This is a genomic window from Morganella sp. TYF_1 (assembly GCF_043105645.1).
Classification (GTDB): domain Bacteria; phylum Pseudomonadota; class Gammaproteobacteria; order Enterobacterales; family Enterobacteriaceae; genus Morganella; species Morganella morganii_B.
Genome location: NZ_JBICLU010000017.1, coordinates 120,243 through 138,142, shown reverse-complemented (window position 1 = coordinate 138,142; position 17,900 = coordinate 120,243). Strand labels below are relative to the sequence as shown.

Genomic DNA, 17,900 nt, shown 5'->3' with positions numbered 1-17,900 from the left:
CATTCCTGTTTGCATGGTTAACCGGAGCCTTTATGACACTTCAGCCACAACACAGTTATAAAATTCTGGGCTTTTCCGGGGAAATCAGCCCGGCATACCGTCAGAAATTATTGTCTCTGGGCATGCTGCCCGGCTCTGTTTTCCGGGTGATCCGCAACGCTCCGCTGGGCGATCCGATCCAAATCGAAACCCGGCACGTCAACCTGATGCTCAGAAAAAAAGACCTGGCGCTGCTGATGCTTGATGACGTGCAGGCGTAATCCGCCGCACCTCCCGCGCTGACTCACTCTTTTCCCTCTGCCGCCGGCAGAGGGGGTTGTATTTATTGATTGGCATAAGACACTATGAAAGCACTCACCCTGGGACTCATCGGTAATCCCAATTCAGGGAAGACCACGCTGTTTAACCAGTTAACCGGATCCAAACAACGCGTCGGCAACTGGGCCGGTGTGACCGTGGAACGGAAAATCGGTTATTTCACCACACCGGAACACAAAATTGAGCTGGTGGATTTACCCGGCACCTACTCACTGACCACCATCTCCGAACAGACTTCCTTAGACGAACAGATTGCCTGCCACTTTATCCTCAGCGGTGAAGCGGACATGCTGATTAACGTTGTCGATGCATCCAATCTGGAACGCAACCTCTATCTGACGCTGCAACTGCTGGAACTGGGTGTTCCCTGCATTATCGCCCTCAATATGCTGGATATCGCCGATAAAGCGAACATCAATATTGATGTCAACGCCCTGTCAGAGCGCCTCGGCTGCCCGGTGATCCCGCTGGTTTCCACCCGCGCGTCCGGTATCTGTGAGCTGAAAGCCGCGATCGACAAACACACAATGACACCGCATGACGTGCTGGTGAACTATCCGGCGGCTCTGCTCGACAGCATGAACACGCTTGCGCAGTCGATTCCTGCGGAAGAATTCAGCGCCACACAGCGCCGCTGGCTGGCACTGCAAAGCCTGGAAGGGGATATCTACAGCCAGGCGCGCGCCGGTTTCACCCCGGAGCATGTGCAGTCTGTCCGTGACGCCATGCAGGCACAGCAGCAGGAAGAGCCGGAACTGGTGATTGCGGATGCCCGTTATCAGACTATCGCGGATATCTGCGAAACAACGATTGATAACAGCCATTCCGAGCCGAATAAGCTGACCGCCGCGATGGACAGCATTGTCCTCAACCGCTGGCTGGGCGTGCCGGTATTCCTGTTTGTGATGTACCTGATGTTCGTACTCGCCATCAATATCGGCGGGGCATTACAGCCGCTGTTTGAAGGCGGTTCGGAAGCCATTTTCATTAACGGAACACAATGGCTGGGAATGACGCTCGGCTTCCCGGACTGGCTGACCATTTTCCTCGCCCAGGGGGTCGGCGGCGGTATCAACACCGTGCTGCCGCTGGTGCCGCAAATCGGGATGATGTACCTGTTCCTCTCCTTCCTGGAGGATTCCGGTTATATGGCCCGTGCTGCATTCGTGATGGACAGACTGATGCAGGCACTCGGACTGCCGGGCAAATCCTTTGTGCCGCTGATTGTCGGTTTCGGCTGTAACGTGCCGTCCATTATGGGTGCCAGAACCCTGGATGCGCCGCGCGAGCGACTGATCACCGTCCTGATGGCACCGTTTATGTCCTGCGGGGCGCGGCTGGCTATCTTCGCGGTTTTCGCTGCCGCCTTCTTCGGCAAAAACGGCGCAAGCATTGTCTTCTCCCTGTATATCCTCGGGATTGTGGTGGCTATCCTCACCGGCCTGCTGCTCAAACACACCATTATGCGCGGTGAAGCCTCACCGTTTGTGATGGAACTGCCGGTGTATCACGTACCGCATATGAAAACCCTGTTTATGCAGACCTGGCAGCGTCTGAAAGGCTTTGTGGTACGTGCGGGTAAAGTGATTATTGTCGCCAGTATGGTAATCGGCGCACTGAACAGCTTCAGCTTCTCCGGCAAACCGGCGGACAGCATTAATGATTCTGCACTGGCCTCAGTCAGTAAAGTGGTCACGCCGCTGCTCAGCCCGATTGGTGTCACCAATGATAACTGGCAGGCGACTGTCGGTCTGATCACCGGTGCCATGGCGAAAGAAGTGGTGGTCGGGACACTGAACACGCTCTATACCGCCGAAAGTATCACCAACGAACCGTTTGATCCGGAAGCCTTTGATTTATGGGGTGAACTGGGTGATGCGGTCAATGAAACCCTGGATTCCCTGGCAGAGACCTTCACGTTCGCAGCCTTATCCAACCCGATTGAAGCCAGTAAGGGCGACGGCGAGATGGACGGCGGTACCATGGGCACTATGGCCGCGAAATTCGGCTCTGATGTTGCGGCTTACAGCTATCTGATCTTTGTGCTGCTGTATGTACCGTGTGTGTCAGTAATGGGGGCTATCGCCCGTGAAACCAGCCGCGGCTGGATGACCTTCTCCATCCTGTGGGGTCTGAACGTGGCTTACTCACTGGCGGCCCTGTTCTACCAGGCCGCCACATTCAGTGCGCATCCGGGCAGCAGTTCAGTGATTATCGGCGTGGTGGTGATGTTCAACCTGATCCTGTTTGCATTGCTGCGCCGCACACGCAGCCGGGTGAATCTCAGCTTCCGCCGTGATGCACACAGCCGCTGCGGTGGTTGCTCCGGCAATGAGTGTCACTGATAAAAGGACACGGACATGATCAGCCTGATCGCAGTACGTGACGCCATTGCACTGAATGGCCGGGCAGACGCCCGGCTGCTCAGCCACCAGCTGAAAGCCCCGGAAGCCCTGGTACAGGCCATGATGGAAAAGCTGGCTGCCATGGGCAAAATCGAAGCGGTGGATGTCAGCAGCTGCCTGAGCAGCAGCTGCAAACAGTGCCCGGAAAGTCAGGGCTGTGACACGAAGGTGTATCAGATCCGTTCATAATGATTATTTTTGACGATAATTCTGCCCCGCGCTATAGTGCAAAAAACAATCAGGCTGCCAAAGGAAGATACTCCATGAATCAAACCGCCAATACAACACCGGGAGTCGCCGTTAAAACATCAGGCTCTTCTGAGGGCAAAGTCTTCAGTGCCGCATCACTTAAAGCACGCCTGGCGCAGCGTAAAGCAGAAGGCCGCAGCTGAGTCCTTCATCTGAATCAGAATTCGGCAAAAGCCGGTTGGTGATTAAACCGACCGGCTTTTTTCTGATTATCGGCCTGCAAACCCCGTCAGTACCTCACAAAACGCATCCGGATGTGAAATAAACGGCGCATGGGCGCTGTTTCGCATAATTACGGACGGAGAGGACGGCAGTTGCTCATCCAGCAGTGAGGCCACTTTACGCGGCACCAAGCCGTCGAGATAACCGTAGATTCGCAGGAACGGCATTGTCAGGAATGGCAGCCCGCTGCGCAGATCGGCGGTTCTCAGAATCTCCAGCCCGGCATTCAGTACCGCCACATCCGGCATCGGCTGTTCCAGTACCACTGATTTCAGTATGCGGGCATCCTGACGGGCACTGGCGGTTCCCAGTGTCTGCAATGCCAGAAAACGCTCGACAGTGCGCTGAAAATCAGTCGCCAGCTGATGCTGAAAGCCACTCAGCACTGTCGGTTTGATCCCCGGCCAGCCCTCTTCTTCCTGCGCACTAAAACAGGGCGACGAACAGATTGTCACCAGATGACTCACCGCCTGCGGGTAACGCAGTGCAATATCCGCAGCCACCAGTCCGCCCAGTGACCAGCCCGCCAGCACCGCATTTTCCGGCATCTGCGCGAAAACGGTATCCGACATCTCCGTCAGTGACATTTCACCAAATTCCTGACTGCGCCCGTAACCCGGTAAGTCAACCTTATGAATACGGAAATGCGGTGCGAGCCGCAATTCAATGCTGTTCCACACTTCGCTGTTCAGTCCCCAGCCGTGTAACAGCACAAGATCGCGCGAACCCTGTCCGCTCTGCTGCCAAAAAAGCGTAGCCATCGTTATTGTTTCCTTATTTATCCGGAGGGAAGACGGATGGTTATTATTGAGAATTACTGCCTGCTGTGCAATCAGCCGCTGGCCATTGCCGCACACGGTATCTGCGGATTCTGCGAACGGGGGTTGCCGGAGATGCCGCCGGTCTGCCGGAGATGCGGCCTGCCGCTGGTAACCCCGGAGCCGGAATGCGGCTGTTGTTTGCAAACACCGCCGCCGTGGCAGAGCCTGCTGGCGGTGACCGGTTATCAGCCGCCGCTGGCCGCTCTGGTTCACCGCCTCAAATACAGCGGGCAGACCCACATTGCCCGTGCGCTGGCACGACTGCTGCTGCTCCGGGTGCTCGCAGCTTACCGCGCGGGGGAATATCCGAAGCCGGATTTGCTGCTCAGTGTGCCGCTTTACCGTTACCGGCAATGGCAGCGCGGGTTTAATCAGAGCGAACTTATCACCCGCCCGCTGGCAAAATGGCTGCGCTGTCCTTATGACAGTTCCGGCCTTATCCGCACCCGTGCTACACTGAGCCAGCGGATGCTGTCCCGCACGCAGCGCCTGACAAACCTGTCCTCTGCATTTGCCGTCACCCGTGATGTCCGCGGACTGCATATTGCGCTGACCGATGATGTCATCACAACAGGGGCGACCATGACAGCGCTGTCTGAATTGCTCATTCGTGCGGGTGCGGTGGCAGTCCGGGTGTGGTGCCTTTGCCGCACCTTGTAGTGAACCCGCAAATGGGCGTATTATAACCAACCGGAACAGTCAACTATTTTTGGGCAATGTTATGATTACTATTACTGACGCTGCGCAGGCACATTTTTCCAAACTGCTTGCCAACCAGGAACCCGGCACACAAATCCGTGTTTTTGTTATTAACCCGGGCACTCCCAATGCAGAATGCGGAGTCTCTTATTGTCCGCCTGATGCTGTGGAAGCGACCGATACCGCGCTGCCGTTTGAGCAGCTGACCGCCTATGTTGATGAACTGAGCGCGCCGTTCCTTGACGAAGCCGTGATCGACTTCGTAACCGATCAGCTCGGCTCTCAGCTCACCTTAAAAGCCCCAAACGCCAAAATGCGCAAAGTGGCGGATGATGCCCCGCTGATCGAGCGTGTCGAGTATGTTCTGCAATCCCAGATCAACCCGCAGCTGGCCGGACACGGCGGCCGTGTTTCCCTGATGGAAATCACGGATGAAGGCTATGCCATCCTCCAGTTCGGCGGCGGCTGTAACGGCTGCTCCATGGTGGATGTCACCCTGAAAGAAGGGATCGAAAAAGAGTTACTGAATATGTTTGCCGGTGAACTGAAAGGCGTTAAAGACCTGACTGAACATCAGCGCGGTGAACACTCTTATTACTGACAGCGCTGTTTACTGACAGTGCTGCAGCGGCCGGCTATCGCACGGCCATGATAATACACCGCCCGGTGTACTGCCGGGCGGGTTTCCGGCGGTGCTCTGTCACCGCTGATATTCATCTGCATACGAAAAATCATTATGGAACAAATCCGCTTAATCACACCGGATACGGCGTATGAACTCTGGCAGCAGAACGGGGCTGTCCTGGTTGATATCCGTGATCCGCAAAGCTTCCGTGCCGGTCACACTGACGGTGCATTTCATCTGACAAACGACACCGTGAATACCTTCATGGATCAGACAGATTATGAGCAGCCGGTTATGGTCATGTGTTACCATGGACACAGCAGTCAGGGCGCGGCTCAGTATCTGCTTAATGTCGGCTATGAAACGGTATACAGCATCAACGGCGGCTTTGAAGCCTGGTTGCGTAACTACCCGGACACAGTCAGGTCACTCGCTTAACAACGGACAGCTATATGGTTTATCTGATCACCATCGCCAACCCGCGCATTGCCCAGTCATTTATTGATTATATGGCCTCACGGGATATTGAGCTCACCATGCGTGCCACCCGCGAAGGGCGCGGCGCGGAATTGTGGCTCGATGACGAAAGCAAGCTGGCACAGACACAGGCTGAGCTGGACACCTTTATGCGTGATCCGATGAACAAACGCTATCTCGCGGCCAGCTGGGAATCCGGCGAAACCGATTCTCCGTTCCGCTATCCGGCCTCTCATGTTTTCAGTAATCTGGTGACCCCTGCCGGGCCGCTGACCATCACCATCACCGTGCTGTGTGTTCTGGTCTATATCTGGATGCAGATAAGCGGTACTGATGAGGTCATGGCATACCTGGCATGGCCGCAGCCTGATCAGCAGGGCGAATTATGGCGGTGGGTAAGCCCGGTTTTCCTGCATTTCGGTCTGACCCATATTCTGATGAACCTGGCGCTGTGGTGGTATCTCGGCGGTCAGGTGGAAAAACAACTCGGCAGCGGACGGCTGCTGGTCATCACCATTATCTCTGCCCTGGTCAGTTGCTGGTCACAATCCTTTTTCAGCGGATCCTCCTTCGGCGGCCTGTCCGGCGTGGTGTTCGCGCTGATCAGTTATGTCTGGTACACCGGCGCGCGCAATCCGTCAGCCGGTATTTACCTGCCTGCCGCCATGATGGTGTTCTCGGTATTATGGCTGGTTATCGGTTACTTTGATTTATTTGGTACAATGCCGATTGCAAACATGGCCCATGCATCCGGTCTCGCGACCGGCCTGCTGATGGCGGTATGGGATAACCGCCGCCGGACGGCCTGAATAGTAATGAAAATATGACACCACCGCTGCATATCACGGCACCATTCTGACTATGCGGCGGTACTGATCTGACCGGGAGATTTTGTGAAACAAACACAGCGTCATGATGCTATCGTTGAATTAGTCAGTAAACAGGGCTATGTCAGCACAGAAGAGCTGGTCGAGCACTTTAAGGTCAGTCCGCAGACTATCCGCCGTGATCTCAATGAACTGGCGGAACAGAATAAAATCCACCGTCACCACGGCGGGGCGGCACAGCCGTCCAGCTCAGTGAATGCCGCCTATCATGAACGTAAAAGCATGTGGTCGGATGAAAAACGCCGGATCGCCCGCCGTGTTGCGGCGCTGATCCCGGACGGTGCCACACTGTTTATCGATATCGGCACCACACCGGAAGCTGTCGCGCATGAACTGCTGGAGCACAAAAATCTGCGCATCGTCACCAATAACCTCAATGTCGCCACCCTGCTGATGGCGAAAGACGATTTCCGGCTGATCCTGGCCGGTGGAGAAGTCCGTTCCCGTGACGGCGGGATTGTCGGCGAGGCCACTCTCGATTTCATCTCTCAGTTTCGTCTGGATTTCGGTATTCTCGGGATCAGCGGCATTGATAATGACGGCTCCCTGCTGGAATTTGATTATCATGAAGTCCGCACCAAACGGGCGATTATTGAAAACTCACGCTGTGTGATGCTCGTTACCGACCATTCAAAGTTCGGTCGCAATGCCATGGTCAATCTCGGTAATATGGGGCTGATTAATTGCCTGTTTACCGACAAACGCCCGCCGGAAAACATCATCAAAATCCTGGATGAACAACAGGTTCAGCTCGAAGTCTGCTGATTCTCTCTGCCCGCGTCACCGTCCGGTGGCGCGGCTGCTTTGCTTTTTTCCCCTCTTTTAATTCACTATTCTTTGTGTGGATATGCTAACAAATTGTTATCCATGTCACGGAGAACGTTTTTTTATGTCCGGAATGTTGGAATATCATTCACATTGCACTATTATGAGCGATAACGAACATTAAAGAACAAATGTGGTCATGCGGGAGTGAGGATGGAAACAAAAGATTTGATCGTTATCGGAGGCGGAATCAACGGCGCGGGTATTGCCGCTGATGCCGCCGGACGCGGGTTGTCTGTGCTGATGCTGGAAGCCCGGGATCTCGCCTGTGCCACCTCATCGGCCAGCTCAAAACTGATCCACGGCGGCTTGCGCTATCTCGAACATTATGAGTTTCGTTTGGTGAGCGAAGCGCTGGCAGAACGCGAAGTATTATTAAAAATGGCTCCGCATATCGCGTTCCCGATGCGTTTCCGTCTGCCGCATCAGCCGCACCTGCGCCCGGCGTGGATGATCCGCGCGGGGCTGTTTCTGTATGACCATCTCGGTAAACGCACCACACTGCCGGGCAGCCGCGGCCTGACCTTCAGCAGCGCTTCCCCGCTGAAAGCGGAGTTTAAAAAAGGCTTTGAATATTCCGACTGCTGGGTGGACGATGCCCGCCTGGTGGTACTGAATGCACAGGAAGTCGTACGGCAGGGCGGCGAAGTCCGCACACGGACAAAAGTCACCCGCGCATGGCGCGAAAACGGCTTATGGCAGGTGGAAGCGGAAAATACCCTGACCGGCGAAACCCAGCGCTGGCAGGCAAAGGGGCTGGTCAATGCCGCCGGACCGTGGGTGAAAACCTTCTTTGATGACGGATTACAGCTCAAATCCCCTTACGGTATCCGCCTGATCAAAGGCAGCCATATTGTGGTACCGCGTGCCCACGACGAGCCGCAGGCCTATATCCTGCAAAATGAAGATCACCGTATTGTGTTTGTCATCCCGTGGATGGATGAATTTTCGATTATCGGCACGACAGATGTGGAATATCACGGCGATCCGGCAGACGTTAAAATCGATGATAACGAAATTAATTATCTGCTGGATGTGTATAACGACCACTTCCGTAAAACCCTGACCCGCGACGATATCCGCTGGACATACTCCGGTGTGCGTCCGCTGTGTGATGATGAATCGGACTCGCCACAAGCCATCACCCGCGATTACACACTTGATTTGCATGATGATAACGGACAGGCACCGCTGTTGTCAGTCTTCGGCGGCAAACTCACCACTTACCGCAAACTGGGTGAGCACGCGCTGGATAAACTGGCGGCCTACTATCCGCACGCCGGGAAAGCATGGACAAAACAGGCGGTACTGACCGGCGGTGAGCTGAACGGCCGGAGCCGTGACGGCTATGCCCGCGTGCTGACAGAACGCTGGTCATGGCTGCCGAACGGACTGGCGCTGCGCCTGGCCCGCACCTACGGCAGTCAGACAGAAAAAATTATCGGTGACGCGCAATCCCTCAGCGACCTCGGGCAGTTATTCGGCCATAACCTCTATGAGGCCGAGTTGCGCTATCTGGTACAGCACGAGTGGGTGATCACCGCAGAAGATGCGCTCTGGCGCAGAACCAAGCTGGGAATGTGGCTCACACAGGAAGAACAGCTGCAGGTGGAGCAGTGGCTCCGCCGGGAAGCGCAGTAACAATACCCGCACAGACCGGCTCGCAAGGCCGGTCATAAAGACAGAAACCGCTCCTGCCATCCGAATAATCTGGCGTGCTGCAAAAATTGAGTTGATGATAAACACTGAAGCCGGCACTGCCTCCGAATCACGGCTACGGTATCGAAAGATTACAGTGCGTACCTGATTAGCGTTTCCGGTTGTTTCCGGTAAAGCTCAGGCGGAATGTAATTCAGAGTGACCCCATTTTTTGTACAAAACTGAACCCGTTTATACATGGCTGCGTAACACACCGATAACACAAATCAGTGAAATATTCTGATTTCGTCTATTTATGCCCCCCCACTCAGAGAGGAAGTTAAGCAGATTTTACCGTTTCAGTTTTGATTGGAATTTTTATTGTTATTATTCATTTAGTTACATTACTTTTGTACTTTGTTACATATTTTATTTTGTGATCTGAAAAAAAATGCCTTTTTTCTTATTGTTTACAACAAGTTAGACTATTTTGTTAAAAAACATAGTGGTTTGTTTCTTTTATGATCTGAATTATTCCGCCACACCACTCTCAACCGACCTTCTTTAGCAGTCAATTATCCTGCTTTTGCAACGATTTTAACTTAAGTGACTGATCCTGAGAGATGCAGACCTTTCTCCGGTCTTTACAGAGTGGTAAGTGAAACTTATGATTCAGCATTATCACCATGCGCACTGGCTGATGACGAAGTTACTCGTCAGGTAATCACCTGTTACCCGCTAATAAATAAGGAATTTGATCATGCCAACTCCATGTTATATCTCCATCGAAGGCAAAACTCAGGGCAATATCACTGCCGGCGCCTTTACCGCTGAATCTGTCGGCAATATCTACGTGCAGGGTCATGAAGATGAAATGCTGGTGCAGCAGTTTGACCATGTTGTGACGGTCCCGACTGATCCGCAGTCCGGTCAGCCGTCCGGCCAGCGTGCACATCGTCCGTTTAAATTCACGGTCGCGCTGAACAAAGCGGTTCCGCTTCTGTACAACGCCCTGGCAGCCGGTGAAATGCTGCCTAAGGTACAACTGAAATGGTACCGCACCTCCGTTGAAGGTAAGCAGGAGCACTTCTTCACCACCTCGCTGGAAGATGCCACTATCGTCAATATCGACTGCAAAATGCCGCACTGTCAGGATCCGCAAAAAACGGATTACACGCAGCTGATTGAAGTCTCAATGTCCTACCGCAAAATCAGCTGGGATCACACGGTTGCAGGCACCTCCGGTGCTGATGACTGGCGCGCGCCAATCGAAGCGTAATGTGCTCACTGACACCACACATTCCCCCGGAATGTGTGGTGTTCCTGCCTGACCGTGGTGCCCCCCGTTTCACGGCGGGTCACCTGCCTGATCAGTTCCGGAGCCGGTATGTTTGCTGAAGATCCCCAAAAAAAGGTCATCGACCCGGCGGCGCTGAAAGACAGTGCCGCGAAATACGCTGAGGATGCTGCGGTATCCGAAATCAGCAAAAAAATGTCAGAACCAGCGCAAAACGCTGTCTCCGCCGCACAACAGGCACAAAAAATAGCAGCGCAGATCCCTGCTGCGGCTGACCTTATTCCCGGTGGCGGTATTGCCGGTGGTCTCAGTGGCGGCCTCAGCAGCGGCGCAACACTTCCCGGCGCGGCAGGCACTCTGGCAGACGCACTGACCGGGCGTTCACCATCCGGTCTTGTTTTTACCTGTAAAATCGGCGGATTGCCGGAGCAGACGTTTCAGGTCACCGAATTCTCACTCAGCGAAGGGCTTTCTTCCCTGTTTTCGCTGTCAGTCAGTGCCGTCAGCGTGCTGCCGTCAATCACATTTGATGAACATCTGGGCAAAGCGTCTTCTCTGACTGTGACCCGTGACGGCGTCAAAGTCCGCACCGTTCAGGGACTGCTGGCCTCCGCGGAACAGGGCAATACCGATGGCAACAAAACCTGGTATCACTTTCTGATCCGCCCGGAAATGTGGATCATGACGCTCAGCCAGGACAGCCGCATCTTCCAGAAACAATCGGTACCGGAAGTGCTGGCGACATTACTTAAAGAAGCCCATGTCAAAAATGACCTGAAATTCTATCAGGACGAACTGCATCAGAAACGGGATTACATCACTCAGAAACGGGAATCTGCCTATGATTTCTGGTGCCGTCTGGCGGCAGAAGAGGGGATTAACTTCTGGTTCGAGGAAGGCCCGAAACTGTTTTACAGTGACAATCACCTTGGTATGACTGCCGGTATTCATCTGACCTATAACCCGCAGGCAGATACCGATACCCGTGACAGCACCGCATTCTCCTGGCGCTACACCGAAAAATTATGCAGTGATGTCATTATCCAGAAAGATTACAACCCGGACAGCCCCTCCTACCCGTTTCAGCATGAAGTTACCGGTGATGTGCATAAACAGCATCCGGTGTATGAAAGTTACGGTCGTTACCGTGATGATGCAACCGGTAAACCGTTCACCCGGCTGCGTTACGAACAGTCACAGAATGAGCGTCAGACCGGCACGGCGGGCACCAACTGTTTTGCCCTGATGCCGGGCAAAATCTTCACCCTGAGCAACCACCCTTCGGCAGTGATGAATCAACCGTGGCAGGTGATTACGGTTAATCACCGCGGCACCCAGCCGCTGGCGGATAACAGCGGCGGTGAAGGGACAACGTTCAGTAATACCGTGCAGTTTATCCCCGGCACCCGCGAATGGCGGCCGCCGTTCCGTTTCCGCCCCCAGGCGGACGGCGACGAGCTGGCAACGGTGGTCGGCCCGGACGGGGAAGAAATCTACACCAACGAACAGGGCGCGGTGAAAGTCTATTTTCACTGGGATCGTTACGGCAAACCGGATCACAGCGCTTCCTGCTGGGTGCGGGTGGCAATGGGCTGGAACGGCAGCGGTTATGGTTTTTCCGCTGTGCCGAGAATCGGGCAGGAAATTATCGTCTCTTACCTTAACGGGGATATCGACCGCCCGATTGTCACCGGCTGTACCTATAACGGCCGCAACGGCCCGCCGTCGGCATTCCCCGGCAGTAAAACCCAGACCGCATTCCGCACACAAACCCACAAGGGTGAGGGATTCAACGAGCTGCGCTTTGAGGATGAAAACGGGAAGCAGGAAGTCTTTATGCACGCCCAGAAAGACATGAACACCGTGGTGCTGAATGATCGCAGTACAGCGGTGGCGGCCAGTCACACTGAAACGATCGGGCAGAACCAGAACGTGACCGTCGGCGGTGCACAGATGACGGCGGTTCAGATGGATCAGCTGAATTATATTTTCGGCAGCCATCTGACGGAAGTGGCCGGTGTCAGTATTCTGGCATCCGCTGCCGGTATCAAATTTGTCACCGGAAAATCCGCGATAGAAATGACGTCTGACGGCGCTATCAATATCACCTGTGAAAATTTCAATTTTTCCGCGTCCGGAGCCGGACAGATTAATACCGGGCAGATGCTGGATCTGAATATGGATGGCGGTGGTAAGGCCGGTACGGATATGTCGCCGTCTCCCGGTGATATTGCCAATGATAAACGTCAGTTATTTCCCGGAAAATAAGGAATTACCATGAAGTATCTCTGTCAGGAAGGGGCTGTCATTTTACCGTCAGCGCAGTATGAGGACAGCAGCATCAATATCCTGAAATTTCCGGAGCACGGCGCCAGTATGACCCTGACCCGGGATCGCCTGGCTGAAGGGCAAAGTGCGGGGCAGTATCTGGCGGCACAAACCGCCATGCTGCAGAAAGGAATGAAAATATACACGATCACGGAGCCTGCCGTATTTGAAACACATGCCGGAACAACGGGAACGGAGTTCTATTGTGAGTCGGACCGGCAGGGGCATCACCTTCGGCAGTATATTGCCGCGTACGATCTCGGCGGCCATATTTTTGTGATCACGTACTGCCTGACCCGTCCGTTCAGTGAGGCAGACCTGCAGGACTGGCAACATATCAAACTGGGTTTTACACCGTCATCACCGGCATGATTTCACCGGCGTTTATAAGGATATTGCATTATGGGAAATGAATTTCTGGCCGCTAAAGAAGGTGACCCGCTGGTCCATTCCTCCCTGTTTGCCGATATTGTCTGCGGGGTGGTGTCCGGGGCGATTTATGCCGGTATCGGGATTGCGGCCGTTGCGGTCATCGGTGCCACCGGCGGGGCGGCACTGGCCGCCGGTGCGGTGGTCGGAGCCGCGACCGGTTTTGCGCTGGGCGGAATGATCGATTTTGTCTCTGAGGGCGTTGCTGACGGCGTGGATGCGGTTCTTGATTTCTTCGGCATGCGCGGTGATCCGGACGGAATGATCATACACGGTTCCGGTAATGTGAACATCAAAGGAAAACCGGCGGCCAGAGCCGCCGGAAAAATTCCGGGGGAAAAATTAACTGAACTCATCCTGGCTGACACAAAAAATCCGCCGGAAAGTAAAGGCAGACAGATTGCCGGAGAGACGCTGAAGAAGGCGTTTATGCTTACCCCGCAGGGGATGGGGATAGCGGTCAGTGATTTTGTGTCCGCACAATTTAATCCGGCGGCACCGGTGGCGGAAGATCCTTACCCGACATACCCGTCACCCGAAAGAGGGTTCTGGGAAGGGATAGCCTCACCGGCAGTCGCGGAGAAAAATATCTATGCCGAACCGATGCCTCATGATGAAATTTCCTGTCAGAAATGGCATATCGCTTCAGATCCTTATTATCTGGCGGAAGGTTCAAAAAAAGTACAGATAAACAGCCAGCCTGCCTGCCGGAATGGTGACCGAAGCACCTGCGAGGCAAAAATTGACCATGAACAGACCGCCCCGGCCGTCAGGATCGGTGGCGGCACTGTTGTTGTGCGGGATATTATCAGCGGGCGTAACCCGTTTGCGAAATTTGGCGGTGAGGTGCTGGGCGGATTATTTGCCGGTGTCGCTGCGGCCGTTATCAAAAATTTTGCAAAAAACGGCGTAAAAACCACGGTGAATGCCGGGTTCAGGACACTGAGAAATTGTCTGAATAAGGTCGGGTGCCGGCTTGTCAGTGAAACGATCGGGGCGGCCACCGGTGCGGTTGTCGGGGGGGCACTGGCTAAAGCGTTCAGTGCCGTGATGAACCCGGTCCATGCCGCCACCGGCAGTAAAATCCTCAGTGGTGAGGACGAACTGGATTTTGTGCTGGAAGGCCGTTACCCGCTTGCCTGGCAGCGTATCTATGTCAGCAGTAATACCCGTGAAAGCCGTCTGGGCGCAGGCTGGTCGCTGCCGTTTGATGTCAGTATTGAAATCGCTTACACCGGCGGCCCCATCGGGGATGCACCGCTGTATTACCATGATATGTCCGGCCGCCGTCTGTCCCTGGGGGAACTGGCTCCCGGGCAGGATGCGTTCTATGTGGATGAGGGTTTCCGGGTCTACCGCAGCCTGCAGAATATCTTTTTGCTCGAGTCTGATACCGGCGATTATCAGCTGTTTGAGACTGACCCGCAACGCAACGGCTGGTTACGCCTTGCACAGTCACACGACCGTCACGGAAACACCCTGTTTTACCGTTACAGTCCGGAAGGGCTGCTCTGCACCATTCAGGATAACAGCGGGCTGATTAACGTTCAGCTGCATTATACGGATGACGGGCAGCGCCTGCGCTCGGTATCACAATCTGATCCTGATGGTGAGCGAACGCTGGTCAGCTATCAGTATGATGACCATCAGTGTCTTGTTGTTGTCACCGGTGCTGACGGCAGCGTGACCCGCCGTTTTGCCCGTGATGAAGAGACCGGGCTGATGAACATGCATATCAATGCTGCCGGGTTACAGAGCCATTACCGCTGGGCACAGTTTGATAATGAAACCGGAGATAACGGACAGCCGGTATACCGCGTGGCGGAGCACTGGTTACAAACCCCGGATGGCGGGCGGCCTGAACATACCCTGCTGCATTATTTCCCGGAAGAGAGATCACTGCGTACTGAGCTGATCGGACTGGGTGAAACCTTCCGCCGCTGGAATGAACAGCATCAGATCACTGAATTTACCGATGAAAGCGGTGCCACCTGGCTTTTTGACTGGGATCAGCACCGTAAACTGAAAAAAGCCACCGATCCTCTCGGTCATACCTCGCAGTACACTTATGATGAACGCGGTAATCTGACCGCTGAAACGGATCCGAACGGCGACTGTATCACCATTGAGTGGGATAAAGACTTTGCGTTTCCGCTGATTCAGGTAATGCCGGATGGCGCGGCGCATCACTGGTTTTACACCGCCAGAGGGGATATCCATCTGTATATGGATCCGCTGGGGCATACTACCCGGCGGGTGTGGGATGAACAGGGGGATTGTCTTCAGCAGACTGACCCGGGCGGCAGTGTCACCCGTTACCGCTACAATGCCCGCGGGCAACTGACCCGCTACACTGACTGCTCCGGTTATCACACCTCGCTGGCCTATGATGATCGCGGGCAGCTGCTCACCATCACCGATGCACTGAGCCAGACCACCCGCTATCACTGGTCGGAGAGCGGACAACTGCTGCGTGAGGAATTACCTGACGGCAGGGATAACCGCTATTCCTATGACGATGCCGGGCGCGTCACCGGCTTTACCGACAGCGGCGGCAAAAAAATCACCGTCGCCCGTAATATTTTCGGGCAAATCACTGAGCGTACCGACCCGGCGGGACACCGCCTCGGGTTCCGTTATGATCGTTTCGGGCGGCTGAAAGCGCTGGTCAATGAAAAAGAGGAATCCTACCGCTTTGAGTATGACGCGCTGCACCGCCTGACCCGTGAGCAGGATCTGATCGGCCAGCAAAAACAGTATCAGTATGATGCGGCCGGCAATCGGATCCGCCGGGAAGAGATCCCCGCACAACCGGATGAAGCGCCGGTTATCACACAGTATCACTATGATCCGGCCGGCCGTCTAACCGCCCGGGAAAACCGCGATTACCGCACCGAGTATCAGTACGGCAAAACGGCCCTGACACTGCGGCGTGCGCCGCTGACCGCCTGGTCAGCAGCACAGCTCAGCGGGGAGGCGGTGCCGTGGCAGGATATTCTGGAATTTGAGTATGATCTGAACGGACAGATGCTGTCCGAGCGGAACAGCGCCGGGGTATACCGTCACCGTTACGATGACAACGGCAACCTCAGCAGCACGGAACTGCCGGACGGGCAGTCACTGAGTTATCTGTATTACGGCTCCGGTCATCTTCAGCAGATGAACTGGCGGGAGCGCGGAAAACAGACGGTACTGGCGGAATACAGCCGCGACCGGCTGCACCGGGAAAGCAACCGGCTCTCCGGCGGGCTTGATCAGCGGACGGAGTATGACAGCAGCGGGCGTATCACCGCGCAGATAGCACGGCGGGCGAACAGTTCGCGGGTCACGGCGGCCACCATTGATAAACGTTATACCTGGGATAAGCACAATAACCTGACGGAGCGCAGTGTCAGTTACGGACAGGCGGATTCGCCGTTAACACAGGGTCACTGGCAGTATGAAACGTACCGTTATGACCCGCTGGGGCAGCTGACCCGGCGTCTGAACGGGTTCAGTGAAGAGCTGTTTCTGTATGATGAAGCGGCGAACTTACTGGGGCATCAGCGGCAGGTGGCGTTTAATAACCAGGTCACCACCAGTGAGGAGTACGACTACACGTATGACGGTTTCGGGCGCATGGCACAGCGCCGGGTGCGGGACAGTGCGGAGTGTCAGCATTATCACTATGACGCGGAGCACCGCATCACCGCAGTGACCTTTGCGCATGACCCGCAAGGGAACCAGCGGGCGGAATATGATTACGACATCCTCGGACGCCGGACCGCCAAACGGGTCTGGCAGTCGGTACAGGCACAGCGGCTGAACCAGCCGCCGGAAAACCGGGAGCCGGAAGAAACGGTGCAGTTCTGCTGGAACGGCCTGCGGCTGGCAGCGGAGAAGAGCAGTAAATCCGTACATCTGACTCTGCATTACGTTTATAACAGCGGCAGCTATAACCCGCTGGCACGGATAGAAAGCTTTGATCATCCGGAAAAACAGACAACGGATATTGCGTATTACCACGTTGCCCTGAACGGCCTGCCGGAAGAACTGACGGACAGTCAGGGGCGCATAATCTGGCACGGCGACTACAGCCTGTGGGGAAAATTACGGCGTGAAACCCGCCCGGTACCGGGATTCCGGGGTCAGCAGAATTTACGTTTTCAGGGTCAATATTTCGACAGAGAAACCGGACTGCACTATAATACCTTCAGATTTTATTCGGCTGACACGGGAAGATTCACCCAGCAGGATCCTATCGGCCTGGCAGGCGGGTTAAATCTGTATCAATATGCGCCGAATCCGGTGACGTGGGTTGATCCGTGGGGATTATGGACGTATAACACGATGCCGAGTATTTTTGGTTTCCAAAAGCATCATATTATTCCCCAGCAGTTAAGAGGGCATAGCTTAGTGAAAGCAGCAGGGATGAATATTCATAACATTAGAAATGTTATTTATCTTCCTAGATCTGAGGATTACCATAAAACCAGAACTATTCATAGAGGTTCTCATCCCACATATACAAATAATATTAAAGCTCAAATGGATGATTTATTTAAGTATGGGCAGGATAATAAATGGACACAGGCAGACTATAAAAAGGCTTTAAATAATATTATAAAAAATGAGAGATCCGGCTTGCATAGTGGGAAAACAGTATTAAATAAAAATTCTGTCAGAAAAGGAAAATGTTAA

The 17,900-nt window shown here is 54.4% G+C and carries 16 protein-coding genes; 14 read left to right on the top strand and 2 right to left on the bottom strand.

What is annotated here, in order from left to right; translation table 11 throughout:
- The first annotated feature begins 32 nt into the window (after nt 1-32).
- The 4 genes from feoA (at nt 33) to ACF8OF_RS08830 (ending at nt 3,115) form a co-directional block, all read left to right on the top strand.
- Nucleotides 33-260, top strand: coding sequence for a ferrous iron transporter A (gene feoA / locus ACF8OF_RS08845; protein WP_392496377.1), 228 nt, complete (start codon nt 33-35; stop codon nt 258-260).
- A gap of 84 nt (nt 261-344) precedes the next feature.
- The gene (gene feoB / locus ACF8OF_RS08840; protein WP_392496376.1) at nt 345-2,663 is read left to right on the top strand and encodes a Fe(2+) transporter permease subunit FeoB; all 2,319 of its coding nucleotides are present in this window, start codon (nt 345-347) and stop codon (nt 2,661-2,663) included.
- A 15-nt stretch (nt 2,664-2,678) separates the two neighbouring features.
- Nucleotides 2,679-2,912: a FeoC-like transcriptional regulator gene (locus ACF8OF_RS08835; RefSeq protein ID WP_262859613.1), complete on the top strand. Its 234-nt coding sequence runs from the start codon at nt 2,679-2,681 to the stop codon at nt 2,910-2,912.
- 74 nt (nt 2,913-2,986) lie between these two features.
- Nucleotides 2,987-3,115, top strand: a complete 129-nt coding sequence (locus ACF8OF_RS08830; protein WP_262875648.1) for a hypothetical protein — start codon at nt 2,987-2,989, stop codon at nt 3,113-3,115.
- A gap of 66 nt (nt 3,116-3,181) precedes the next feature.
- Here ACF8OF_RS08830 and bioH read toward each other — a convergent pair whose 3' ends face one another.
- Nucleotides 3,182-3,955, bottom strand: a complete 774-nt coding sequence (gene bioH / locus ACF8OF_RS08825) for a pimeloyl-ACP methyl ester esterase BioH (RefSeq protein ID WP_392496375.1) — start codon at nt 3,953-3,955, stop codon at nt 3,182-3,184.
- Nucleotides 3,956-3,991: 36 nt separating this feature from the next.
- On the opposite strand from bioH, the gene ACF8OF_RS08820 reads away from it, so the two are divergent.
- Together ACF8OF_RS08820 and nfuA are read left to right on the top strand one after the other, a co-directional pair.
- The gene (locus ACF8OF_RS08820; protein WP_392496374.1) at nt 3,992-4,675 is read left to right on the top strand and encodes a DNA utilization protein GntX; all 684 of its coding nucleotides are present in this window, start codon (nt 3,992-3,994) and stop codon (nt 4,673-4,675) included.
- 61 nt (nt 4,676-4,736) lie between these two features.
- Nucleotides 4,737-5,315 carry a Fe-S biogenesis protein NfuA gene (gene nfuA, locus ACF8OF_RS08815; protein WP_004237958.1) on the top strand — a complete coding sequence of 193 codons (579 nt, stop codon included), beginning with the start codon at nt 4,737-4,739 and terminating at the stop codon, nt 5,313-5,315.
- Here the strand turns inward: nfuA and ACF8OF_RS08810 are convergent.
- Nucleotides 5,309-5,449 carry a hypothetical protein gene (locus ACF8OF_RS08810; RefSeq protein WP_392496373.1) on the bottom strand — a complete coding sequence of 47 codons (141 nt, stop codon included), beginning with the start codon at nt 5,447-5,449 and terminating at the stop codon, nt 5,309-5,311. The two genes, nfuA and ACF8OF_RS08810, sit on opposite strands and share 7 nt — an antisense overlap.
- Nucleotide 5,450: 1 nt before the next feature.
- Between ACF8OF_RS08810 and glpE the strand changes: the two genes are divergently transcribed.
- From glpE to ACF8OF_RS08770, 8 genes are all read left to right on the top strand, one after another.
- On the top strand, nt 5,451-5,777 hold the full coding sequence (gene glpE, locus ACF8OF_RS08805; RefSeq protein ID WP_004237957.1) for a thiosulfate sulfurtransferase GlpE: 327 nt from the start codon (nt 5,451-5,453) through the stop codon (nt 5,775-5,777).
- A 14-nt stretch (nt 5,778-5,791) separates the two neighbouring features.
- Nucleotides 5,792-6,625: a rhomboid family intramembrane serine protease GlpG gene (gene glpG, locus ACF8OF_RS08800; protein WP_262859619.1), complete on the top strand. Its 834-nt coding sequence runs from the start codon at nt 5,792-5,794 to the stop codon at nt 6,623-6,625.
- A gap of 84 nt (nt 6,626-6,709) precedes the next feature.
- Nucleotides 6,710-7,468, top strand: coding sequence for a DeoR/GlpR family transcriptional regulator (locus ACF8OF_RS08795; protein WP_274371029.1), 759 nt, complete (start codon nt 6,710-6,712; stop codon nt 7,466-7,468).
- A gap of 213 nt (nt 7,469-7,681) precedes the next feature.
- Nucleotides 7,682-9,169, top strand: a complete 1,488-nt coding sequence (gene glpD / locus ACF8OF_RS08790; protein WP_392496371.1) for a glycerol-3-phosphate dehydrogenase — start codon at nt 7,682-7,684, stop codon at nt 9,167-9,169.
- A gap of 757 nt (nt 9,170-9,926) precedes the next feature.
- Nucleotides 9,927-10,445, top strand: coding sequence for an Hcp family type VI secretion system effector (locus ACF8OF_RS08785; protein ID WP_262859621.1), 519 nt, complete (start codon nt 9,927-9,929; stop codon nt 10,443-10,445).
- 108 nt (nt 10,446-10,553) lie between these two features.
- Nucleotides 10,554-12,731 (top strand): type VI secretion system Vgr family protein, encoded by a 2,178-nt coding sequence (locus tag ACF8OF_RS08780; protein ID WP_392496369.1) that lies wholly within the window; start codon nt 10,554-10,556, stop codon nt 12,729-12,731.
- Nucleotides 12,732-12,740: 9 nt separating this feature from the next.
- Nucleotides 12,741-13,163 (top strand): DcrB-related protein, encoded by a 423-nt coding sequence (locus ACF8OF_RS08775; protein WP_274371025.1) that lies wholly within the window; start codon nt 12,741-12,743, stop codon nt 13,161-13,163.
- 30 nt (nt 13,164-13,193) lie between these two features.
- Entirely contained in the window at nt 13,194-17,900 is a 4,707-nt protein-coding gene (locus ACF8OF_RS08770; protein WP_392496367.1) for an RHS repeat-associated core domain-containing protein, read from the top strand.